We start from the raw sequence: 21,874 nt of genomic DNA on the forward strand, positions 1-21,874 counted from the left end.
CGAAACATTCAGTTTCCTAATAATATTTATATTATTGTTGTTATTTTAATATATATTATTTTTTTTTCACATATATTAGCATAAAACTAAATCTTAACGCAATGAAAAATAATATAATTGCCATAATTGGTCTGCTTCTTCTCATTAATGTAAAATGTGTTATGGGGCAAACGCTGCCTACACAACAATCAGTAACGGATTCCGCGACGATAAAAAACCTAATTAAAGAAGTCAGCGATTTAAAAAGTCGAACTGAACGCAACTCCACAAGTATAGATATTATATTGGCTAGCAAAGTGCTCGACTCAAAAAATCAGTATGGCATATTAAAAGTAAACATAGTGGAAAGTATCGGAAGCTATCAAATGCTACACGAAAAAGTTGCTGCTTTTATAGCACGGAATTCGTCAGATAAATTAGATGCTTTTATTAAGGACTTAAACAATCCACAGAGTAATAAACTAGGTTTTAAATTAGATGAAGAAATTATAAAAATAGTTAACAACAGAATAGCACCAAAAGAGAAAAATGTGGCGAAAAAAATCATTGAAAATATTGCTAGCATTTCTTCCAGTCCGCTTATTAATAGTATACCCGCCATATCTCCAGCTCTTAGCATTACAAACTCCGTTATCGGTCTGCTTAGAAGCACGAGTATAATGAAAGATAAGATAGATCAAGTAGCGATTACAGGCTTTGAAACAGATTTGAATAAATTCACGAAATACTATGAAATCTTAAACGAGGCAAATGCTGGTTTAAGGTATAACATAAAAAATCGAGACCAAAGCCTGTCAGTCTTACAGCAAAGAATTGCCGATGCAATTGGATATCAAGCTAAAACGTTGGGTGTTTCAATTCCCACGAGAGGGCCTAACGAGGAATTAACCAACTACTTAATAGTGTGTTCTCTGTCTTTAATAAAAATTTAATTCAAAGAAAGTTAACAGAATTGGAACAAGCTAATACTCAGAATAGCACTATAAACTATGCCTCTATTTTAATTGCCAATAATGGGAACTTAAAGGATTCAAATAATCATTTAGATGAACTTTCCGATTTGATCAACGCGTTAGTTGTGTATCATGACGACTACTTTAACATATCGTCTTTCTACTATTCGAAAGTAACAGAGGCTTTAGTGTTAGCTAAAGATAGCGGTATTGCTACGGCTTCTACCGTAGAAAGTCAAGCGATAGAATTTAAGAAACTATCAAATGACGCTAACAATGCTTTTAAGGCTGCAATAAACTTGCCTGGACTGATTGATTCCAAACAGTTGATAAGATTTTCGGCCAAAGTACTTTAATAGATCACCGGATATCAACTACTATTGAATAAACCTAAATCATTCCAATCATGAAATTAAAAGTTACCTTAGTAATCTTTCTTTTAATCAATTCCCTCGCATCACATTCCCAATCATTCATTAAAATTGATGCCAAGAAAATAATGCAAAGCAATAATCTTGACGCTGCACGTCCTAAATTCAATTATGATAATTACAAAATTGAGGACTATGAGAAAATAAAACAAGAGTTCAAATTTCTTCGCGAAGAAACGCAAATACAATTTAATTATCCACAAGGAAATTGTCATAATCGTGCGGAACTAATGAGTATGTATCTCAAAAAACACCATATTTCCCATTTTAAGATATGGAATTTCGCTCCTTCAAAATTTTCATTGCTTAATGCGTTGATGTTGGAGGTAAAGGATAATAACGATTTTGCTCCAACAGGGGTAATAAAATGGGGATATCACGTAGCCCCAACTGTTTTGACGAAAATACATGGGAAACTTGATACTGTTGTTTTGGACCCCTCCTTGTTTGCAGAACCGGTTAATTTCAAAAAGTGGCTAGCCGTGCAAAATTGTAAAGAATCTTTTTACACTTTTTTGAATCCTGATTGGTATTTATTTTATACCATGAACGGCTTGACGGTAAGTGACTATGAAGATTATGACTTGAATTGCAAAAAAGATATTGATATGCAATTGCCTGGATATTTACCTAAGTTGATGACTGGCGATTTTTATTCGTACAATCCAACGAGTAAATGGCTTGAAAAGGGCATGGCTATAAACGAAATGGCATATAAATTTTATCTAAACGAATTACTCCCGTTAAAAAAAGACCCCACCAAGCAAGACTTAATAAAAGAATACAAAACGCTTTTTGGGAGTGTCAATAATATTGAGTCTATCATGCTCGGTTATGAATCTTATTGTAAAATAGATAAAATGCTTCTTGAAAAACACAAAGCACTGATAGAAAAATATCGAAAAATTTTTGAAGACGAAACAAATAAATGGCTGGAAAGAACTAAAGACCTCTATTAAATTGCGTATTTTACAATTATCGCGCGAGTATATGAGTTAGGGTAAACGGTGTACTGTTTGCACGTAAATCGTCCCCGTCCTACCTCCCCCTCACCCCACCCGGCGCTACCCCGGTCAGCTTCTTAAAAAAGTTTGTAAAATACGCAGGTTCGTCAAAGCCGAGGCCGGTGGCTATTTGGGCTATGCTCCAGTCGGTGTGTTTGAGGAGGGCCTGGGCTTCGCGGAGGATGCGTTCGGAGATGAGGCGGCTGGTGGTGTGGCCCGTTATAGTTTTTACGGAGCGATTGAGGTGGTTGGTGTGCACGGCCAGGCTTTCGGCAAATTCGGCGGGGCTGCGCAGCCCAAAGGATTGCTCGGGCGAATCTATGGGGAATTGTTCTTCCAGTTTGTTCAGGAATAGCGCCGTAATGCGGGCAGCAGCACCGGCGTGGCTTTCGGCCATCAACACGGGCGACATCATCAGCGCTTCGTGCATCAGTACACGCAGGTAGCTGCGCAGCATATCGTATTTAACGCGATAGTCGGAGGCTATTACATCGCGCATGCGGTCCATAATGCCCGATATCAGCGCCAGTTGGGTGTCGTCCAGTTCCAGCACATGCCGCTCGCCGGGTTGGAATAAAGGGAAGTCCGGCAATCGGCCTTTGTATTCGCCGGCTTCTATAAATGCCTGGGTAAACAAACAAAAACAACCCGTTTGCGGCCCCGGGCCCGATTCCCATGCCGAGGGCACCGCCGGACTGGAGAATACCAACGCAGGGCGGTTGATGGGTACCTCGCGGTCCTCATATATCATTTTGCCTTTGCCGATGATAAGCGTCACCTTATAAAAATCGCGCCTCCCAAATGGCGAACGCTGCAAACAAGGCTGGCGCAAGAAAACGTTGAAGTGCCCCTGCCCCGTGTTGTTCTCGGCAAATTCGGTTTGGTTGTTTACCGGGTGGCGGCGGTAAAAATCGGCAAGTGTTTCTATGGGTTGCATATAGCAAAGTTAAACAGTATTTGATTATTATAATCTTTGTGACAAATTTATGATGATAAAACAACACAATGTTTGATTATTATAAATTCCTGCTTGAAAACTATAAAGGCCCTGCGCAAGCACCCCGCTAATTTTGCGGCATGGAAACCGGATTCAGAAAGTGGATCATCGTTATCACGATCATCACCTCAACAATAATAGAACTCATCGATACCACCATCGTTAACGTATCGATAAACACCATGAGCGGCAATTTGGGAGCCTCGCTGGAAGATACCGCCTGGGTGATCACCTCCTACGCCATCGCCAATGTGATTATCATCCCCATGACCAGCTTTCTGGCCGAAAAGATAGGCCGCAAGCAATACTACATCGGGTCGATACTGCTGTTCACGCTCACTTCCGCCCTGTGCGGCTTCTCCACTAATTTATGGGAGTTGGTAGCTTTCAGGTTTTTGCAAGGCGTAGGCGGCGGTGCGCTGTTATCAACCTCGCAGGCCATCCTGTTCGAAACGTTCCCGCCAAAAGAGCGCGGACTGGCAAGCGGTATCTTCAGCCTGGGTATCATCATTGGTCCCTCAATAGGGCCGGTAATGGGCGGCTACATTGTAGATAACCTCAGCTGGCAATGGATATTTTACGTGAACATCCCCATCGGGCTCATGGCGGCGCTGCTATCGTACATGTACCTGCGCCCCAGCGAAGGCTCTAAGGATAACCGTCGAATAGACTGGCTGGGGATTTTCTTACTAACCGTGGGCGTTGGTGCATTACAAATAGTACTGGAACGCGGCGAAACCGACGACTGGTTCGCGGCCAATTACATCATCGTGCTAAGCATTGTATCGGCTATAGCCCTCTCTGCTTTAGTTTGGTGGGAACTGACTACCGAGCATCCCGTGATCAATTTCCGGGTATTAAAAAGCGCTACGCTATCCATATCCGCTATCATGACCTTTGTATTGGGCTTCGGCTTGTTCAGCGCGGTGTTCGTGTTTCCGCTTTATGCTCAGCGCATTATTGGCTACTCGGCATTCCAAACAGGTACCATGCTGCTGCCGGGCACGCTGATGGCGGCAATGGTATCGCCGTTTTTGGGGCGCATGTTGCAGAGCGGGTTACGTCCTCAATACCTCATTATTGCCGGCTTCCTGTTCTCGGCCATCTTCGGCTTCTTCATGTCCAGATCCAACCTCGAAACAGGGAATGCTTACTTTTTCATCCCTCTTATCTTCCGTGGTTTGGGTGCTGCATTGCTCATTGTACCATTAACTGCACTTGCCGTTTCGGAACTGAAACCACAGGATATTCCGCAGGGAGCGGCACTAAACAACATGATGAGGCAAATGGGCGGCTCGTTCGGTATAGCGCTTATCAACACCTATATTGCTAACCGAGCCGCCGCTAACCGCACGGCACTCATAAGCCATGTAACCGCAAGCGACCCGGCCACGCAAACAAGGCTGGATGGTTTTGTGCGCAACCTGATGGCGCACGGGGCTACCTACCTTAATGCACTAAAGCAAGCCATTGGCGGGTTGGAGAATACCGTTGTAAGGCAAACCTACCTATTGAGTTATATGGATGCCTTCCTGCTGCTGGCCATGATGAACGCCTTGTGCATTCCGCTGGTAATCATTACTATTAAAAAGCGCAAGGCCAACCAACCTCAACAAAAGGTGGTAGTGTCGGATCATTAATAACTGAAAAGGAAGCCCCGCAAAGGCTTCCTTTTCAGTTAGCCCCTCCTGCTAACTGGCCTATTTAATTTATTATTTGTGGACTACACTAATAGTCCAACCCGGCGCGTAACTTTGTGGCTGTTAGCAACATCACAATTACGCCCCCTACCATGAGTACCATCACTAAAAACCGTATTACCGCTATCGACCTGTTACGCGGCACCATTATGATCATTATGGCGCTGGATCACGTTCGGGATTACCTCTATTCAGGCTCCTTCCTGTTCGATCCGCTTGATCTTACCCAAACCAACGGTACGCTGTTCTTCACTCGCTGGATAACACATTTTTGCGCGCCCATATTTATGCTGCTGGCAGGTACCTCTGCATATTTGATCGGGCAAAAGAAAAGTAAAAGGGAGCTGTCGGTGTTTTTAATGAAGCGTGGTTTATGGCTCATCTTTTTAGAGATGGTGGTAGTTAACCTGGGCTGGAATTTCAACCTCACGTTCCCCATGTTTTTGTTCATTACCATTTGGGCGCTTGGGGTAAGCATGATTCTGTTGGCTGCCTTTATTCATTTGCCTGTTAAAGCTATTTTTATAGGAAGCATAGTCATCATAGCCGGGCATAACCTGCTGGATGGCGTGCATGCGCCGGGCAATACCTTACCGGCCTTCGGTTGGGCCTTGGTGCACGATCAGCAATTCTTTTTATGGCAGGGCAAGCAATTTTTAGTGGGCTACCCCATTGTACCGCTTATGGCCGTTATGCCGCTTGGGTATTGCCTGGGCACCTGGTATAAAGCAGGGTACGATATACAGAAGCGGCAAAAGAATTTATTGCTATCAGGCGGGCTGGCATTAGCGTTTTTTGTTGTACTGCGCTACGCCAACGTATACGGCGACCCTTCGAAATGGGCGGTACAGAAAGATGGCTTTCTCACTTTCTTATCCTTCCTAAACGTGAGTAAATACCCTCCATCCTTATTATACCTGTTGCTCACTTTAGGTGCGGCTTGCGTATTCCTCTCCGTTACCGAAAAGCTACAAGGGAAACTGGTGGATGTAGTTTCAGTATACGGCAGGGTACCCATGTTTTATTACCTCATCCACATTTATATTATCCATGCTATCGCGATGGCAGCTTCGGCACTTACACCGGGGCAAGATTGGCACAGATGGATCCTCAGCGAACCCATTTGGTTTACCCGCGGGCTTAAAGGTTATGGCTTCTCGCTGCCGGTTGCCTATTTAGTGTGGGTGGCCATTGTGGTGGGACTTTACCCGCTATGCAAATGGTACGATGCTTATAAGCAAGCCAATAAAAGCAAGTGGTGGTTGAGCTATTTGTAAGTACCGCTTCAAACCACACCCCGCTCATGGATATAGCCTTTCTCGCGAAGTGGCTGGGCATCCTTATTGTTCATCACGCCCTGTATCTGCGCAATAATAGATAAGGCAATTTCTCCCGCGTCCTCAGAACCCAGGTTAAGCCCGGCAGGCCCGTAAACGTTAGCAGGAATGGCTATTTCATCTTCTGCCTCAACTCCCGCCAGTTCTGCCAGCATGCGACTCAGGCGTTTTTTAGGGCCGAGGATGCCGATGTATTTAACGGCGAGAGGCAACAGGTTTTTCAGCAGTGACATATCGTAATTGAAGTTATGCGTCATTAGCATAAATACGGTGCGGGCATCAATAGTAAGCTGTGGCAGCAGTTCATCGGGGCGGGCGGTGATCAGTGTATCTGCCGAAGGGAAACGGGCGGCAGTAACATAATTCGCCCTGCCATCGGCAAGGGTAACATGCCAGCCCAGCACTTTGGCCATTTGTATAAGCGGCAGGGCATCGTTACCCGCACCTGCTATCACCAGCGCAATTGCAGGCTGCAGCAGTTCTATAAAGCAGGTATAGCCATTGGCGTTGCGGTAAATTTTGTTATACTGATCGCCAAATTGCAACACCTGCAAGGCGTAAACGGCCAGCTCATCGGTAACTATACCCTGCGGACGGTTGCCGGTGTAGGTGCCATTAGCGTTTACCAGCATACAGGTGCCGTATTGGCGCTGCTGGCGGTCGTTCATATTAAAAACGGTTATCACTACAGCATTTTCGCGGTTAGCTAAAATGGGGCGCAGCAACGCGATGGGGTTATTACTGTCTTCAGGGTTAATTGGCTCTATCAATATTTGGATGATGCCATTGCAGCCCAGCCCTACGCCCAGTTTGGCATCGTCATCGTCGGTGGTATCATAAGTAACCAGCATGGGCTTTTGCTCGGCCATTACCAGCCGGGCCTTGCGCAGGGCATCGCCTTCCAGGCAGCCGCCGCTAATAGCGCCTGTAAGTTGCCCGTCGTCGGTAACCAGCATACGTGCCCCTGCCCTGCGGTACGATGATCCTTCTACATGCACCACCGTTGCCAATGCGGTTTGCTTGCCATGGGCCTGTGCTGCGTCAAATGCGTTTATTATTTCCTGTAGTTCTTTCAAGATAGATGTACAATTGCTGGTTTACGATACCGTCCATACCCGACGTATTTGGCAATCGCTATGTTACCAAATTTGCATAAAATAATGCTCAAAACAGCCCAAATACGCCTTATTTGCTATTGAACGCTAAAATAGCCCCCGGGTTTTTCCTGTAAGTTATACATATTACGGTTTTGCTTACCAATTTTACTGAAAGCGTTATCTGTATTTAAAGAGAGGCATTTAAAAAACTAAATTTGATAAAAGTAAATTTAATGCCCCATGGAAAACCTCGTTAGGTTTGATAATGTAAACCAGTATAACCAGTACAACAAAAACGAAACTTTACACCCGCTCATTAATGTGGTGGACCTTTCTAAAGCCGACCCGCGCACGCACCGCAGGCAGTACTTTGGCCTATATACCATCTTCCTGAAAGAGATAAAATGCGGCGACCTGCGTTACGGCTGCAATTATTACGATTACGAGGAAGGCACACTGGTATTTTTAGCCCCGGGGCAGATCATCGGTATCGAAAACCCCGAAAAGTTTCAGCCACAGGGTACGGCACTGGTCTTTCATCCCGATTTTATACGCGGTACCTCATTGGGCAGGCATATACAAGAGTATAATTTCTTTTCGTACGAAGTGCACGAAGCATTACACTTATCGCAAGCGGAGCGTGAGTTGATACGCGATTGCCTGAACAAAATACAACAGGAACTGCAGCACGCTATTGATAAGCACAGTAAAACACTTATTGTAAACAACATCGAACTGATGCTGAACTACTGCACCCGTTTTTACGACAGGCAATTCATTACCCGCGAAACAGCCAATAAAGGTATACTGGAGCGCTTTGAGGCACTGCTGAACGGCTACTTCGAATCGGATAAGCCGCGAACCGAAGGCTTGCCTACCGTGGCTTACTGTGCGGAGCAATTGCACCTGTCGCCCAATTATTTTGGCGACCTGATAAAAAAGGAAACCGGCCGCACCGCGCTGGAGCACATACAAGCGAAAGTGATGGATATGGCTAAGGAACGCATATTTGAACCCGGCAAATCGCTCAGCGAAATTGCTTACGGCCTCGGGTTTAAATACCCGCAGCATTTTACGCGTCTGTTTAAGCAGCGCACCGGCCAAACGCCGCAGGAATACCGGTCTTTGAATTAACGGCAAAAAATAAATTGGCTTGTTAACAAGGCTTTAAGAAAATAATAAGATAAATATTACCATAAGGCTTTACATATATATGCCTAAATACTATCTTTGTACCACAAAACCGATGCAGCTTTGCACCGGTTTTTAAATTAAAAAGCCAACGCGAAAGTAGCTCAGTTGGTAGAGCACGACCTTGCCAAGGTCGGGGTCGCGAGTTCGAATCTCGTCTTTCGCTCATCAAAAAATCCTGCCCGTTTTCGGGTGGGATTTTTTATTTCCCCCGAATATTCTATTCCGCCTTCTCCCTTGCCTTTTCCTGTAATTCCTTATTAAAATATCTATTTATTAGCATTTTTAAAACGCTTTTTGCTGCTTAACTTAGGAGGCATAACATAACGCAGCTATAATACGCCGCCCCATACCTTAACCCTTTAATGCGCCATCGTTTTTTTGTTAGTTTTTTACTGGGTTGCCTGTTTTGTTGCAGGGCTAATGATACAATTGCCCAACAGCAACCTTATCAGCACATTGCTTTAACCAATTACAGCCTGCCGCAAGGTTTGCCAAGCACTCTTGTTTATTATTTATACCAGGATTCAAAAGGATTTATTTGGATTGCTACCGACCGTGGCGTAAGCCGTTTTGATGGCCGGCAGTTTCAAAATTTCACATCGGCCGAGGGGCTCGAAAGTAACGAGGTTTTCCGCATTGCCGAAGACCGCTACCATCGCATATTTTTTTACTGCGATAACTACCGTGTTTGCTATTACGAGAATGGGCGCATAAACCGGCTTGCCTCGCGCGATAAAATACTTTGGCCACCAACGGCATCTATGTGCTTTAATCGCTACAATGAGCTTTGCGTAATTTACGGCCTGCGTCCCATCATTTACCGCTTCCCCGAACTAAATGTAAAACCACACAACATGCGCGATACCGCAAACACAGTTTATGGTGCCAATAACGAGGCCGTAACACTAACCGGGCGTGACGATAAAATGATAAGGGAAACACTGGCTGCCGATAGCTTCCCCGCTTCACCTAATTACATCAAGCCTTACCGCTTGGAAGTTAAAGGCAAGTATGTTCTGCTGATCTGTAAAAAATGGGTTCAGGTATACTACAGCACCGCGTCGGGGTTAAAACCACTGCACCGTTACGATATTGAAGGAGAGGTAAATGCCGTGAATCTTATAGGCGGCAATAAATTTTGTGTATCCACATTTAAAAAAGGGCTGTATGTTTTCGATTTTGAGAAGCATACGCGGGTTAATTACCTCAACGGCAGCATCACTACACATGCATTAACCGATAGCGAAGGCAACCTGTGGATGGGCACCTTCGATAAAGGGTTATATCTTGGCGTAAACCCCGGGGTGCAATTACTCGATGCGTCATCAGGGCTTGCCAATGATCATATATTGAGACTTGCAGTACTTAACAACCGCCTTTTTGCAGGCCATATACTTACGGGCGTAAGCATCATCCAAGCTACAGGGCCGCAAACCTACGCCATAGACACACTCAACCTGAAACAAGGGAGGTCGGACTTTAATCGCATAACTTCTTTTTTGCCCGTGAAAAACAAATTCATGGTAATAGGTACCGATAATGGTATTTGGAAGTTAGATGCATCAAAGACCTCCTCGCCGGCATGGCCGCGGTTAATGTACACCTTAGGCCCGGTAAAAGATATCATCGAACATAACGATACAGTATCCTACATCAACCATAACGCCATCAGGGTGATATCCGACTGGAACAAGATGTTCGGGTGGTACTTTGTTGAGGGCTTGCGGCCAACCTCCTTTGCCCTGTATCGAAACTATAAACTGGTGGGCACTATGTACGGGCTTTACCGTGTAGATTACCATAAAGGCAACGATAACTCTACCCGTACGCGCCTGTTCGAAAAGGATGGCGTGAGAGCGGTGCGCTCGCTTGCCGTCAACGGAGCGCGCTATGCCATCGCCACCGAAGATAACGGACTATTTATTTTCGACGGGTCGGAGTTGCAGCATATCAACACCCCAACCCTACCTTCTTCCGATGTACGCCGTGTAGTGTGGACGGATGCAAACACCTTATGGGCCTGCACTTCATCCGGCGCGGTTATGCTTCGCTTCAGGGCCGATGGTGCTTTACAAAAGCATTTAACTTTTAATACCAGTTTAGGCCTGCCCTCAGACAACGTTGCCGATATTGCCAAAACGAATGGCCACTATTTTTTGGCCACCGACCAAGGTATAGCCGTTGTTCCCGAAAACCTGGAGCCGAGCAAATTATCGCCCATACTTATTGCCGAATCGAAAAAAGAAAACGATCAATATCATTTCGGCGAGGCTATAAAGCTGCAGTACTATGCCATCTCCTACAAAAGCCTTGGTACTGTTAGTTTCCGGTACCGCTTAAAAGGAGTTGACACCAATTGGACAGCCAGCACATCGGGCGAGAAAGAGTTTATCAGGCTTAGCCCGGGTAGTTACCAGTTAGAGGTGGTTGCAATAGACAGGTTTAACCACTACAGCCCTCCTATTATTACACGTTTCGCGGTGCTTCCCGCATGGTACCAGTACGTGTGGTTACAGGCGCTTGCGGCACTGGCTATGCTGTTTTTGCTTTTTGTGCTGGTGCGCCGCTACTACCTATCGGTGATAAGGCTGCAACGGCAGGACTTTGAACGCGAAATGGCCCTGCAGGCCGAACGCCAGCGTATAAGTACCGAAGTGCATGACGACCTTGGCGCAAGCATTTCGGGCATTAAACTGCAAACCGAGTTGTTAACCCATAAAGCGGCCGACAAAGATGTGCAGTTGGAAATAGCCGCTATATACGAGGCTATTACCGATATATCTACGCAGGTGCGCCTTATTATCTGGAGCCTGGATATGGAAAACGACGACGTGAGCAGCCTCATTATATTCATTCGGAATCAGGCCAAGAAACTGTTCGCCCATAAAAACATCCGGCTGGAAGAGCAAATTACTGATGAAAGCAGCGGTTTAGTTTTGCGGGGCGAGTTGCGGCGGCAGGTTTTCCTTTTCGTGAAAGAAGCGTTCAACAATATTATCAAGCATGCCAATGCCGATGAGGTAAACCTGCAAATTTCGGTGATCAAACGGACGTTTACCATCACCATCCGCGATAACGGGCAGGGTTTTGAAGTGGCAGCCGCGCGCTCTGCCGCAAATACCGGGTTGCGTAATATGCGGTCGCGCGCTGCAGGATTAAAGGCCACATTCAAAATCAGCTCTGATAGCAAGGGCACCACCATTGTATTGAAAGTGCCGCTTTAAATCATCCTTAATAGGTATTTTTAATATCCCGCCAAAATCACACTTTAGCCCTATGTTACGCATCGCTTTGGTTGAAGACAATATTTATTTCCGGCAGGGCCTGGAGAAGATCATTGCGGCCATGCCCGAGGCAACGCTCGAAGCATCGTTCCGCAATGCCGAGGCCGCTTTGGCCGATATTGGTAAGATAAACCCGGATGTATTTATTGTAGATATCAATTTAGGCGGGCTAACCGGTATCGAATTCATCAGGCAGGCAAAAGGCATACTTAAAACCACCGAATTTCTCATCTGCACTATACACGATGATAACCCCACCATTATTGATGCTTTAAAAAGCGGGGCCACGGGTTATTTACTGAAAGAATCTACCGCCGAAGAAATGCGCGCGGCCATTACCGAAATAAAAGGCGGCGGCTCGCCCATGAGCCCCTATATATCGCGCAAAGTGATATCGTTATTCAACCAAAGCCAACCACCCGCTGCCGGCGCAACCGACTACCGCCTTTCGCGCCGCGAAAAAGAAATACTCGACCTGCTTGCCCAAGGGCTCATTTACAAAGAAATAGCCGAAAAACTCTTCGTGGCCGAAGGAACCATCAAAAAACACTTCCGTAATATTTACGAAAAACTACAGGTACAAAATAAGGTAGAGGCGCTGAATAAGTATAGGGGGATAAGGTGATGTTGCAAAGGCACCTTCCCAGCTAACAGGTACTCTCAGCACGGAAGTCACTTTTAAATTGCTTCCGCTTCAAATTTGGCTGAAGCCGCCTTTATTAGTTCATAGGCCGTTGGCTGAAGCCGAACGGCAATAAATTTCAGTTTTTAAATCCTCATTGCCGTCCCATTTATGGAACGGTTTGGTATTGAAATTGCAAAGGCCTTAGCCAAAATTCAGTGTATGTTTCAAAAGCAGATCTCCCCGGCTCTGTTAACAGTAAATACTTGCTTTGAGAGAAATTCATTACCTTCCGTGATATTTTCTTCACAACGCCTGCAATGAAAAAGTTTCTCGCCCTATGTTTGTTTTCGGTCATAGCTTCTTCGGCTTTTGCTGCCCCTCCTATTCGCTGCATTATTAAAACATCCCTTGGCGATATAGCTATTGAACTTTATCCCGATAAGGCTCCCGTTACCGTAGCTAATTTTATGCGTTATGTAGATAAGCAAGCTTACAAAGGCAGTAGCTTTTTCAGGGTTTGTACGCCTGCTAACGAAGCCGACCGGAAAGTAAAGATACAGGTGATACAAGGCGGTAACGTACCCGATAGCCTTGCGCTGGATAACATCCCCATGGAAAGCACCAAACAAACCGGGCTGAAACACCTCGATGGCACCCTATCAATGGCGCGCAGCGGACCTAACTCAGCAACTTGCGAGTTCTTCATCTGTGTAAACAAGCAACCGGCATTAGACTTCGGTGGAGCCCGCAATCCCGACGGGCAGGGCTTCGCTGCCTTTGGTAAGGTTACCGATGGTATGGATGTGGTGAGGGAAATACAGGCCCAGAAAGATAAGGACCAATATCTACTCAAGCCGGTCATTATCAATAATATCACAAGGCTTCAATAGCTCTTTTCTTACCTATATTCTAACTATTAAACCCTTCAAAAAATATTTCAAAATAAAACTTTGAAATACAAAGTACTTTATATTAACTTTGTATCACAAAGAACTTTTGAGCAATTATAAATTTTAAATCATGATGGAGCAGATATTAGAAAACCAAAACCGGCCTGCGGTGCTCGAGAAGCTTTACCGCAGCAACAAAGCGCTCTTTAAACGCGATTTTGCCACCCTTTACCCCCAACTACAGGGCAGCCCCTCTGCAGAATTTTGGCACGAACGCCTCAACTACGAAAGCGAAGAGATCAGCTGGGGCAGCGCCCGCGAAATTGGCTTGGTTGTAATAGCGGCTTTATTTGCCGGCTTGTTGGCTAAACTGCCAACCATCTTTAATATAGATCAGGATATTTTTTATCCGCGCAACTTAGGCTTCATTGTCCTACCATTGCTGACCGCTTACTTCGGCTGGAAAAGCAATTTGTCGGTAGGTAAAATAGCTTTCGCGGCCATTGCGTTGCTGGCAGGTTTGGTTTATATTAACGCTATGCCTTTTGCTGCCAAAGCAGATACGTTGATCCTATCGTGCATTCACCTCGTTATTTTTGAGGGTTGCATTTTGGGTTTCGCCTATGCAGGTGGAGCAGGCTTTAACGAAGAACGTCGCCTTGGTTTCCTCAAATACATTGCCGACCTGGTGATCATGACGGGGCTTATCCTGCTTGCAGGCGCGCTTACATCGGTTATCACCGTCGGGCTTTTCGAGCTCATTGGCTTCAACATCAAAGATTTTTACTTCGATAACATAGCTGTAATGGGGCTTGCGGCAGCACCTATTTTAGGTACTTACCTTACCCAAACCAACCCGCAATTAGTAGGGAAAATATCGCCGGTTATAGCTAAAATATTTACGCCGCTTGTGGTGGTAATGCTTTCGGCCTATTTGGTTGCTATGATCTATTCGCGCAATAATCCTTATAACAACCGCGAGTTCCTGCTCATGTTTAACGTATTACTGGTGGGCGTAATGGCACTGATATTTTTCTCGGTGGCCGAGGGAAATAAAGGTAAAGCAAGCGGGCTGCAAACCTGGTTGTTGTTTACCTTATCGGTACTTACCATTATTGTAAACAGCATCGCGCTATCGGCCATCCTGTTCAGGATAACCACCGGGGGCTTTACGGCTAATCGCACGGCTGTTTTGGGCGGCAATTTGGTGATACTGGCCAATTTACTTACGGTTGCATTTCAGTTATTCAGGGCGGCAACCAAACGCGGCGACATTGCAGGCGTGGGTAAAGTAATAGCAGCGTATCTGCCGGTTTATTTTGTATGGGCCATCATTGTAGCTTTCCTGTTCCCGCTCGTATTCGGGGTCAAATAAATGTGTGTTTTAAAGTTTAGTTTTTTGTTTAGGAACCCCGGGCTGTTTGCGCCGGGGTTTTCTTTTTTAAAAAACTTTAACATTATATTGCATTCACCAATTACCCGATGCCAATTTATGAAAAGAAAAACCTTTATACAGCTGGGCGGTACTTTTGCTGCCGCTTCTGCATTATCGCCAATAACAGCGTGGGCGCAAGCGCCACGTTTGCAAAACTGGGCAGGCAACGTTACTTATAGTACCGGCAATGTGCAATACCCAAAATCGGTTGCCGAGGTGCAGTCCCTTGTGAAAAAATACCCCAAACTAAAAACGCTGGGTACCCGCCACTGCTTTAATACCATTGCCGATAGTAAAGACGACCTGCTATCCACCCGAGACCTCAATAAGGTAGTTGCTATAGACCGCAAAGCAAAAATCGTTACCGTTGAGGCCGGCATTAAATACGGTGAGCTTGCCCCCTATCTGCATCAACAAGGTTTTGCGTTGCCCAACCTGGCCTCGCTGCCGCATATTTCGGTAGGAGGTTCTATCACCACCGCCACGCATGGTTCGGGCGTAAAAAATGGCAATTTGGCTACTTCGGTAAGCGGATTAGAGGTAGTAGTTGCAGATGGTTCCGTAGTACATTTTTCTAAACAAACAGATGCTTCCAAACTTAATTCGGTAGTAGTGGGTTTGGGCGCTATAGGAGTTATCACCAAAGTAACGCTGGATATTATCCCTACCTTCCAGATAAGGCAGCGCGTGTTCACCAATATGCCGCTGGCCCAGGTGAAACAAAATTTTGATAAGATAGTATCGGCAGGTTATAGCGTTAGCCTGTTTACCAACTGGGCAAGCGATACCGTTAGCGAAGTTTGGATAAAAAGCCGTTTAGACGAAAAGGACCATACCGAAGCTGAGTTTTACGGCGCAAAGGCCGCTACTAAAAACCTGCACCCGGTAATAGCCCAATCTGCCGAGAAATGTACCGACCAAATGGGCGTGCCCGGAGTATGGTACGAGCGCCTGCCGCATTTTAAGATGGGCTTTACGCCCAGCACCGGGAAAGAATTACAGTCGGAGTTTTTTATACCGATGAAACATGCTGTGGAAGCTATATCGGCTATCTCGAAACTGGGCAAGCAAATAAGCCCGCACCTCTTCATCACTGAAATACGCACCATTGCGGCCGACGAATTATGGATGAGCCCTTGCTACCACCAACAATCGATAACCATCCATTTTACCTGGAAGCCCGAAACGGAAGCCGTAATGCGCCTACTCCCCATTATTGAAAAAGAACTGGCACCCTACAACGCCAAACCACATTGGGGCAAAATATTTACCATCGCACCAAAAGCATTAGCGTCGCGTTACGAAAAACTGGCCGGCTTTAAAAAGGTTGTTGCCCAATACGACCCCAAAGGCAAATTCAGGAATACCTTCTTAAGCCATAATATTTACGGGGTTTAAAAACTATCATGCAGATTTGACAACTTTTTGAAAGTTGTCAAATCTCTTTTATCGTGAACATCGCTCCATCGCTAAATTGCGTCTCTGTCTACTTAGTCATCAAGCTCACAAAGCTTACCGCCGGAAGCTTAAATTTGGCAACGCCATCCTTCACCTCAACGTCCTCTTCTTTCATATTCATCTTAGTATTGGTGATATAATAGCGCAGGTGTGTAATGCTGGCGGGCAATCCGCTTAGCACCACATCGCGGGTGCTGCCGTTGTTTACCAGATGCAGGGCATAGGTAGTAGTACCATTATCGCCCATGGCGGCAGCGGAAATACCCGGCCTATCTGCACTTACCGGCATAGCAAACAAACCCTTAGGCGTGGTAGCCAGTTGTTTTAGGTTCCAGAAACGCTGACCGGGGTGTAAAGGTTCATTGTTACCAAAAATGCCTCCACCTATCAGTGGTGAATAATCTGCAGTAAGTTGCCATTGTAGTATGGTTTCGGGTTGGCAAATGGCCAGCATGCGGGCATACAGGTTTATTTCTTCTAAGGCATAAGTTGTTTCCTGGAAAATACCGGGGTAGTTCCATGCAGCAGCATCAATACTGCCCTCGCCTACTATTAGTGGCAAGTTTAGTTGCGTGGCGGCATCAGCCCATTTTTGCAGCGTTTCGGTTTCCCAGCCTCTCCACGAATGGAAGGAAATAGCGCCGATATATTTCCTCGCTTCAGGGTCGGCCATGGCGGGATAGATAAAGTTATAGGTGGTCGCGTCCGAATTATCGCCTAGCATAACCTTGGTTCGTAAACCTTTGGAAGCCATGTATGCGCCCAGCCCTTTTATAAAATTGCGGTGCTCTTCGGCCGTTTGGCGGATGTTTATACCCAAGTCCGACTCGTTGAACGAAAACATTTTCACCTCGAAGCCGAAGTGGCTTTTCATATACAATATATAGTCGGTAATAGATTTGTAGATCGCCTCATCATTGTCGTGGTTCAGCGGGTTACCCCAAACGCCTTCGGGCGTAGGCTGAAAACGCGGCTCGCCTACTACGGCCCATGCCGGTGGTGCCCATGCCGAAAGGATAATAGGCATGCCCGCGCTATCCAGCCTTTTGGCCATCTGCATAGATTTTAACACGAAGGGGGTTAGCTCGCCACCCGCAGGGTTTACATCCTTATTGGGCTGCCAAAAGCGCCATGGCAACTCAACCCTACCCCATGCAACGCGCAGGTTTTGCAGGCTGTAGTCAATCACTTGCGGGTCGGTTTTGGGGTTTTGCAGGCGGAAGTTACCGCCAAGACCCGCAAAGGCACGGCCCCGTTGGGTGGTATTAATGGCGATGTTTACAGGCTGCTCATCTACATCGCCCTGTGCTTTAATAGTAAACTCTTTGCGCAGGGTGTCACCGCGGTGTACCATTCCCATAGCCAATGGGATGTATAGTTCGATATCGCCCGATGCATCAACACGCGCGACAATACGTTGAAGTGATTCGAAGTCAACATTCAGCTTTCGCGTGGCAGCAACAGCTTCTACAGCTTTAGCATCGGTATTGATAAATGTATTGGGAAGTACAGATGTACCCTGGTTCAGCTCATCACTTTTGGTGCCCGATAACAGCACGGTGGCACCGGTGTACTCGGCAGCAGGCAGCGTAATACAAAAGAAAAGGCCTTGCAGAGTGGTATCCTGTTTTACAATTGTCTCTACTTTAACCTTCGCTTTTCCGGGCCCGGCCTCGGTAATGGTTTGTTTAAAAAACAGGCTATCTATACGGGTAACTACGCTTTGCGCATCGCCAAGGCGGCTATACTTTGGCGACTGCTTTTCTTTAGCAGTAAAGGCTTTGTGCTTACCATCGGCACCAAACACCCGCAGGCTGCTGCCAAAAGTATATAACTGGCCTTTGTTACGTATGCCCACCATATTGCCCCAGGGCTGCACTTCTGCCTGCGCATGGGCGTTGTGGGTGAATAAAACACCGGATATTAATAATAAGGTGCAGACAACTAAACGCAGTGCATTACTAAAAAAAGTAGGGTAAGCTTTCAAAATGAAGGTATGGTTTATAGCCGCCTAAATTACTGCGCAAAAAGCTATCTGCTGCAAGCAAATGTTAACATCTATACAAAAAATGTAAATACGTTACCTGCCGGCCACAGGCATAGCCGAACCTTTAGCCGCCATAGCATCCTGCTCACAAAAATGGCGCAGTTGTGCCTTGAAACGGAAATACCGCTGTTTCTCGAATAAGGCCAGTTTAGGTTTCAGATCATCGAGCATATCTACCGCTTCGGCAAGGTATTGCCTCAGCTGCTGTGTTTCCTGCATGTTTTCCATAACCGTTGAATTTGATGTTCAAAGTTAAGTATAAAGCTTTTAAATTACTAAATATTTTAGCAATAAATATTCTTACATTAGTAATTCCGACTTCCTAAACCAGTATTCTAAAAGCCTCTCTTCCCTATTCCAAAACCGAACACCCCACTGTATCACTACAGCACACTGAACAATTTTACACCATCACAAAATACTAAAAATCAACGCCTTAAAAGCATGGCATTTAATTTGACGCATAAAAGGCATATTGGGTCATGATATGAAAACTAACCGGCCATTGATCAGGCGTACTTTCAGCCAGGAGCGCTTTGAAATATTGATTAAGAAACAGCTAAACGGCGATGCCAACTTTAACGACCTTACCGAACTGGACGAAATTGTTAACCGCGACCCAAGTATCCGCGAAAGCATTTTGGAGGAAATGCAGGAACACAATTCCCCCACCCAAGGCCCAAAACAGGAAGAATTGGTAATAGCCGAAAAGCCAAAACAACAAAGCCTGCTGGAGCATTTGAAGTCCTTTATCAGCAGGCTATTCAGTACAGGTGCATCGGGCTTAGAAACGCCGGCGTTAACTTAAAGCGATTATTAATGATATAGGCAATTGGCTATCAGCCCAGTCCAGCCGGTTTGGTGGGCTGCGCCTTTACCGCTGCCATTATCGCCATCGAAATATTCGTAATACAATATATGGTTGCTAAACTCGGGGTCGGTTTGTAGTTTTTCATAACTTCCGTACACGGCCCTTCTACCCTTTTCGTCTTTCAGGAAAATGCGCGAAATGCGGGTATAAAGCTCATTGGCCACTTCTTTCAGGTTCATCATGTTGCCGCTGCCTACGGGGCACTCTACCTTAAAATCGTCGCCATAATATTCGTAATACGTATTCAGGCTTTCAATAATGAGGTAATTCATAGGTATCCAAACGGGCCCACGCCAGTTGCTGTTGCCGCCAAATACACCACTATCGCTTTCGGCAGGGATATATTTAATACTGAAGTTATTGCCGTAAAGGTTTACGCTGTACGGATGCTCGAGATGGTATTTTGATAGCGAGCGTACGCCGTAAGGGCTTAAAAACTCCTTCTCATCAAGCATGTAGCGCAGCAGGCTCTTCATACGGTAACCACGCAGCAGGCTAATAAGGTGCATGCCTGTACCGCTTTTTTCGCCCCAGCGCGATACCAGCGAGGCCAGGTCGGGCCGGTTGGCCGCAAACCAGTTCATGCGGTTACTGAAGATGGTATTGTTGTTAATAGCATCGTCATCCAACACTTCCACAGCAAACAGCGGTATCAACCCTACCATGCTGCGCACACGCATTTTTTCGGCGTGCCCGTTGGGCAGGCGCAGTTGGTCGTAAAAAAAGCCGTCGGCATCGTCCCAAAGGCCAACGTTATCGGTACCGAGCGTGTGCATAGCACCGGCTATATAAATAAAGTGCTCGAAGAATTTAGAAGCAATATCGCGGTAGGCGCTATTGGTTTCGGCCAGTTCGGTGGCAATGCGCATGAGGTTTAGTGAGTACATGGCCATCCAACTGGTGCCGTCTACCTGCTCCAGGTGCGTACCATCGCCAAAGCGTGTGTTGCGGTCGAACACGCCAATATTATCCAGCCCCAAAAAACCGCCTTCGAAAATGTTGTTGCCTGCCTCGTCCTTGCGGTTTACCCACCAGGTAAAGTTTAGCATCAACTTATGGAAGATGCGTTCGAGGAAATAGGTATCGCCCTGCCCCTGGTTATTCTTTTTATCCATCAGGTATATCTTCCAGGTGGCCATGGCATGTACGGGCGGGTTGGTATCGCTAAAATCCCATTCATAGGCGGGCAGTTGCCCGTTCGGGTGCATATACCAATCCTGCACCAATAAAGTAAGCTGGCGTTTAGCGAAGGCCATATCCACACTGGCTAATGGTATACAATGGAAAGCCAGATCCCAAGAAGCAAACCATGGGAATTCCCATTTATCGGGCATTGAAATAATATCGCCACGATTATTAAACTGCGGCCATTTGCTGTTGCGGGCGTGCAGGCGTTGGGCGGGCGGCACGGGTTGGGCCGGGTCGCCTTTTAGCCATTGGTGTATATCGTAGTAATAAAACTGCTTGTTCCACAGCATACCGGCAAATGCCTGCCTTTGTATCATGCCCCTATCGGCATTATTACCAGATTGCAGCCCTTTATAAAATTCGTCGGCTTCGGCCTTGCGGGTAGCAAAAACCTCATCGAAGCCATTTAGATCCGCTTGTTGGTTATCAGATAAGCGCAAACGAATAACATACTCACCACCTGCAGGGATGGTAATATCATAATTAGCAGCAGCTTTGGTGCCTCTCTTATCGGGATTAACGCTATCAGCACCGTTTACAATGTGGTTGTTTATACCATCCTTATAAAAACGCTTGCCGCTATCGTAATTATTAAAACGAATAGTATTGGTTTCGTTGTTACAGAAAAGGAGTTCGGGTTTGCCATCGGCAATCAGATACTGTTCGCCCAGTTCGTGATGCTGCAGTTTAAGTTGGTTGACCGATGCTGAGCTTATAGAAGGCACCAAATTGTCGTAGCCCAACGCCCAGGTATTGCGGTACCACAAGGTAGGCAGCACGTTCAGGCTTGCCGCTGTGTTGCTTCGGTTGTGGATGGTTATTTTTATGGCAACGTCGTCCTGATCCCGCTTCGCATATTCTACAAAAACATCAAAATATTGGTTGTTATCGAAAATGCCGGTATCTACCAGTTCAAACTCCGGGTCCTGGCGGTTGCGGCGCCTGTTCTCTTCTACCAACGCGGCGTACGGAAACTCCTGTTGCGGATATTTGTACAGCATTTTCATGTACGAGTGCGTAGGCGTACTATCCAAATAATAGTAAAGTTCTTTTACGTCCTCGCCGTGGTTACCTTCGTTATTACTCAGCCCGAAGTAGCGCTCTTTCAGTATAGGGTCTTTTTTATTCCACAGAGCAATGCCGAAGCAGAGGTATTGGTTGCGGTCGCAAATTCCGGCAATGCCTTCTTCGCCCCAGCGGTAGGCCTTGCTGCGGGCCATATCGTGCGTGGTGTAGTTCCAGGCATCGCCGTTGGCGCTATAATCTTCGCGTACGGTACCCCATTGGCGGTCGCTTACATACGGCCCCCACTTTTTCCAGGCCGCATCTTTTAAGCGTTCCTTCTCTTCGTTCATATCTGCTT

General features: G+C 46.2%; 17 protein-coding genes and 1 tRNA gene. 13 read left to right on the forward strand and 5 right to left on the reverse strand.

All coding sequences use genetic code 11. The features are described from left to right. The first annotated feature begins 101 nt into the window (after positions 1-101). From BC343_RS03985 to BC343_RS03995, 3 genes are read left to right on the forward strand one after another with little or no spacing between them, the layout of a single operon-like run. A complete protein-coding gene (locus tag BC343_RS03985; protein WP_078346405.1) occupies positions 102-932 on the forward strand; it encodes a hypothetical protein in 831 nt (276 codons plus the stop codon). Positions 933-952: 20 nt separating this feature from the next. After that, positions 953-1,309: a hypothetical protein gene (locus BC343_RS03990; protein ID WP_078346406.1), complete on the forward strand. Its 357-nt coding sequence runs from the start codon at positions 953-955 to the stop codon at positions 1,307-1,309. 50 nt (positions 1,310-1,359) lie between these two features. Then, positions 1,360-2,343, forward strand: a complete 984-nt coding sequence (locus BC343_RS03995; protein ID WP_078346407.1) for a protein-glutamine glutaminase family protein — start codon at positions 1,360-1,362, stop codon at positions 2,341-2,343. Between the two features lie 79 nt (positions 2,344-2,422). Here BC343_RS03995 and BC343_RS04000 read toward each other — a convergent pair whose 3' ends face one another. Then, positions 2,423-3,325, reverse strand: coding sequence for a helix-turn-helix domain-containing protein (locus BC343_RS04000; RefSeq protein ID WP_078346408.1), 903 nt, complete (start codon positions 3,323-3,325; stop codon positions 2,423-2,425). Positions 3,326-3,465: 140 nt separating this feature from the next. On the opposite strand from BC343_RS04000, the gene BC343_RS04005 reads away from it, so the two are divergent. Both BC343_RS04005 and BC343_RS04010 read left to right on the forward strand, forming a co-directional pair. After that, a complete protein-coding gene (locus BC343_RS04005; RefSeq protein WP_078346409.1) occupies positions 3,466-5,025 on the forward strand; it encodes a DHA2 family efflux MFS transporter permease subunit in 1,560 nt (519 codons plus the stop codon). 152 nt (positions 5,026-5,177) lie between these two features. Next, on the forward strand, positions 5,178-6,362 hold the full coding sequence (locus tag BC343_RS04010) for a DUF1624 domain-containing protein (protein ID WP_078346410.1): 1,185 nt from the start codon (positions 5,178-5,180) through the stop codon (positions 6,360-6,362). Between the two features lie 8 nt (positions 6,363-6,370). Here BC343_RS04010 and BC343_RS04015 read toward each other — a convergent pair whose 3' ends face one another. Then, positions 6,371-7,498: an XdhC family protein gene (locus BC343_RS04015; RefSeq protein ID WP_078346411.1), complete on the reverse strand. Its 1,128-nt coding sequence runs from the start codon at positions 7,496-7,498 to the stop codon at positions 6,371-6,373. Positions 7,499-7,759: 261 nt separating this feature from the next. Between BC343_RS04015 and BC343_RS04020 the strand changes: the two genes are divergently transcribed. The 7 genes from BC343_RS04020 to BC343_RS04050 all read left to right on the forward strand — a co-directional run bounded on the left by BC343_RS04020 (position 7,760) and on the right by BC343_RS04050 (position 16,345). After that, a complete protein-coding gene (locus BC343_RS04020; protein ID WP_078346412.1) occupies positions 7,760-8,653 on the forward strand; it encodes a helix-turn-helix domain-containing protein in 894 nt (297 codons plus the stop codon). A 150-nt stretch (positions 8,654-8,803) separates the two neighbouring features. After that, positions 8,804-8,876 (forward strand) — tRNA-Gly (locus BC343_RS04025). Positions 8,877-9,075: 199 nt separating this feature from the next. Further along, complete coding sequence (locus tag BC343_RS04030; protein ID WP_078346413.1) at positions 9,076-11,937, forward strand: sensor histidine kinase; 2,862 nt, start codon at positions 9,076-9,078, stop codon at positions 11,935-11,937. 52 nt (positions 11,938-11,989) lie between these two features. Continuing rightward, entirely contained in the window at positions 11,990-12,622 is a 633-nt protein-coding gene (locus BC343_RS04035; protein WP_078346414.1) for a response regulator, read from the forward strand. A gap of 317 nt (positions 12,623-12,939) precedes the next feature. Continuing rightward, positions 12,940-13,512 carry a peptidylprolyl isomerase gene (locus BC343_RS04040; protein ID WP_078346415.1) on the forward strand — a complete coding sequence of 191 codons (573 nt, stop codon included), beginning with the start codon at positions 12,940-12,942 and terminating at the stop codon, positions 13,510-13,512. A 130-nt stretch (positions 13,513-13,642) separates the two neighbouring features. Further along, a complete protein-coding gene (locus BC343_RS04045) occupies positions 13,643-14,887 on the forward strand; it encodes a hypothetical protein (RefSeq protein WP_078346416.1) in 1,245 nt (414 codons plus the stop codon). Positions 14,888-15,004: 117 nt separating this feature from the next. Then, the gene (locus BC343_RS04050) at positions 15,005-16,345 is read left to right on the forward strand and encodes an FAD-binding protein (protein WP_078346502.1); all 1,341 of its coding nucleotides are present in this window, start codon (positions 15,005-15,007) and stop codon (positions 16,343-16,345) included. 88 nt (positions 16,346-16,433) lie between these two features. Here BC343_RS04050 and BC343_RS04055 read toward each other — a convergent pair whose 3' ends face one another. Further along, positions 16,434-18,392, reverse strand: coding sequence for a glycoside hydrolase (locus BC343_RS04055; protein ID WP_078346417.1), 1,959 nt, complete (start codon positions 18,390-18,392; stop codon positions 16,434-16,436). A gap of 93 nt (positions 18,393-18,485) precedes the next feature. Then, positions 18,486-18,680: a hypothetical protein gene (locus BC343_RS04060; protein WP_078346418.1), complete on the reverse strand. Its 195-nt coding sequence runs from the start codon at positions 18,678-18,680 to the stop codon at positions 18,486-18,488. Between the two features lie 259 nt (positions 18,681-18,939). Here BC343_RS04060 and BC343_RS04065 point away from each other — a divergent pair, with 259 nt between their 5' ends. Continuing rightward, on the forward strand, positions 18,940-19,260 hold the full coding sequence (locus BC343_RS04065) for a hypothetical protein (RefSeq protein ID WP_078346419.1): 321 nt from the start codon (positions 18,940-18,942) through the stop codon (positions 19,258-19,260). An 8-nt stretch (positions 19,261-19,268) separates the two neighbouring features. Here BC343_RS04065 and BC343_RS04070 read toward each other — a convergent pair whose 3' ends face one another. Next, positions 19,269-21,866 carry an MGH1-like glycoside hydrolase domain-containing protein gene (locus tag BC343_RS04070; protein ID WP_078346420.1) on the reverse strand — a complete coding sequence of 866 codons (2,598 nt, stop codon included), beginning with the start codon at positions 21,864-21,866 and terminating at the stop codon, positions 19,269-19,271. Between the last annotated feature and the right edge of the window lie 8 nt (positions 21,867-21,874).

Origin of the sequence: Mucilaginibacter pedocola (assembly GCF_002013915.1) — a bacterium.
GTDB lineage: Bacteria > Bacteroidota > Bacteroidia > Sphingobacteriales > Sphingobacteriaceae > Mucilaginibacter > Mucilaginibacter pedocola.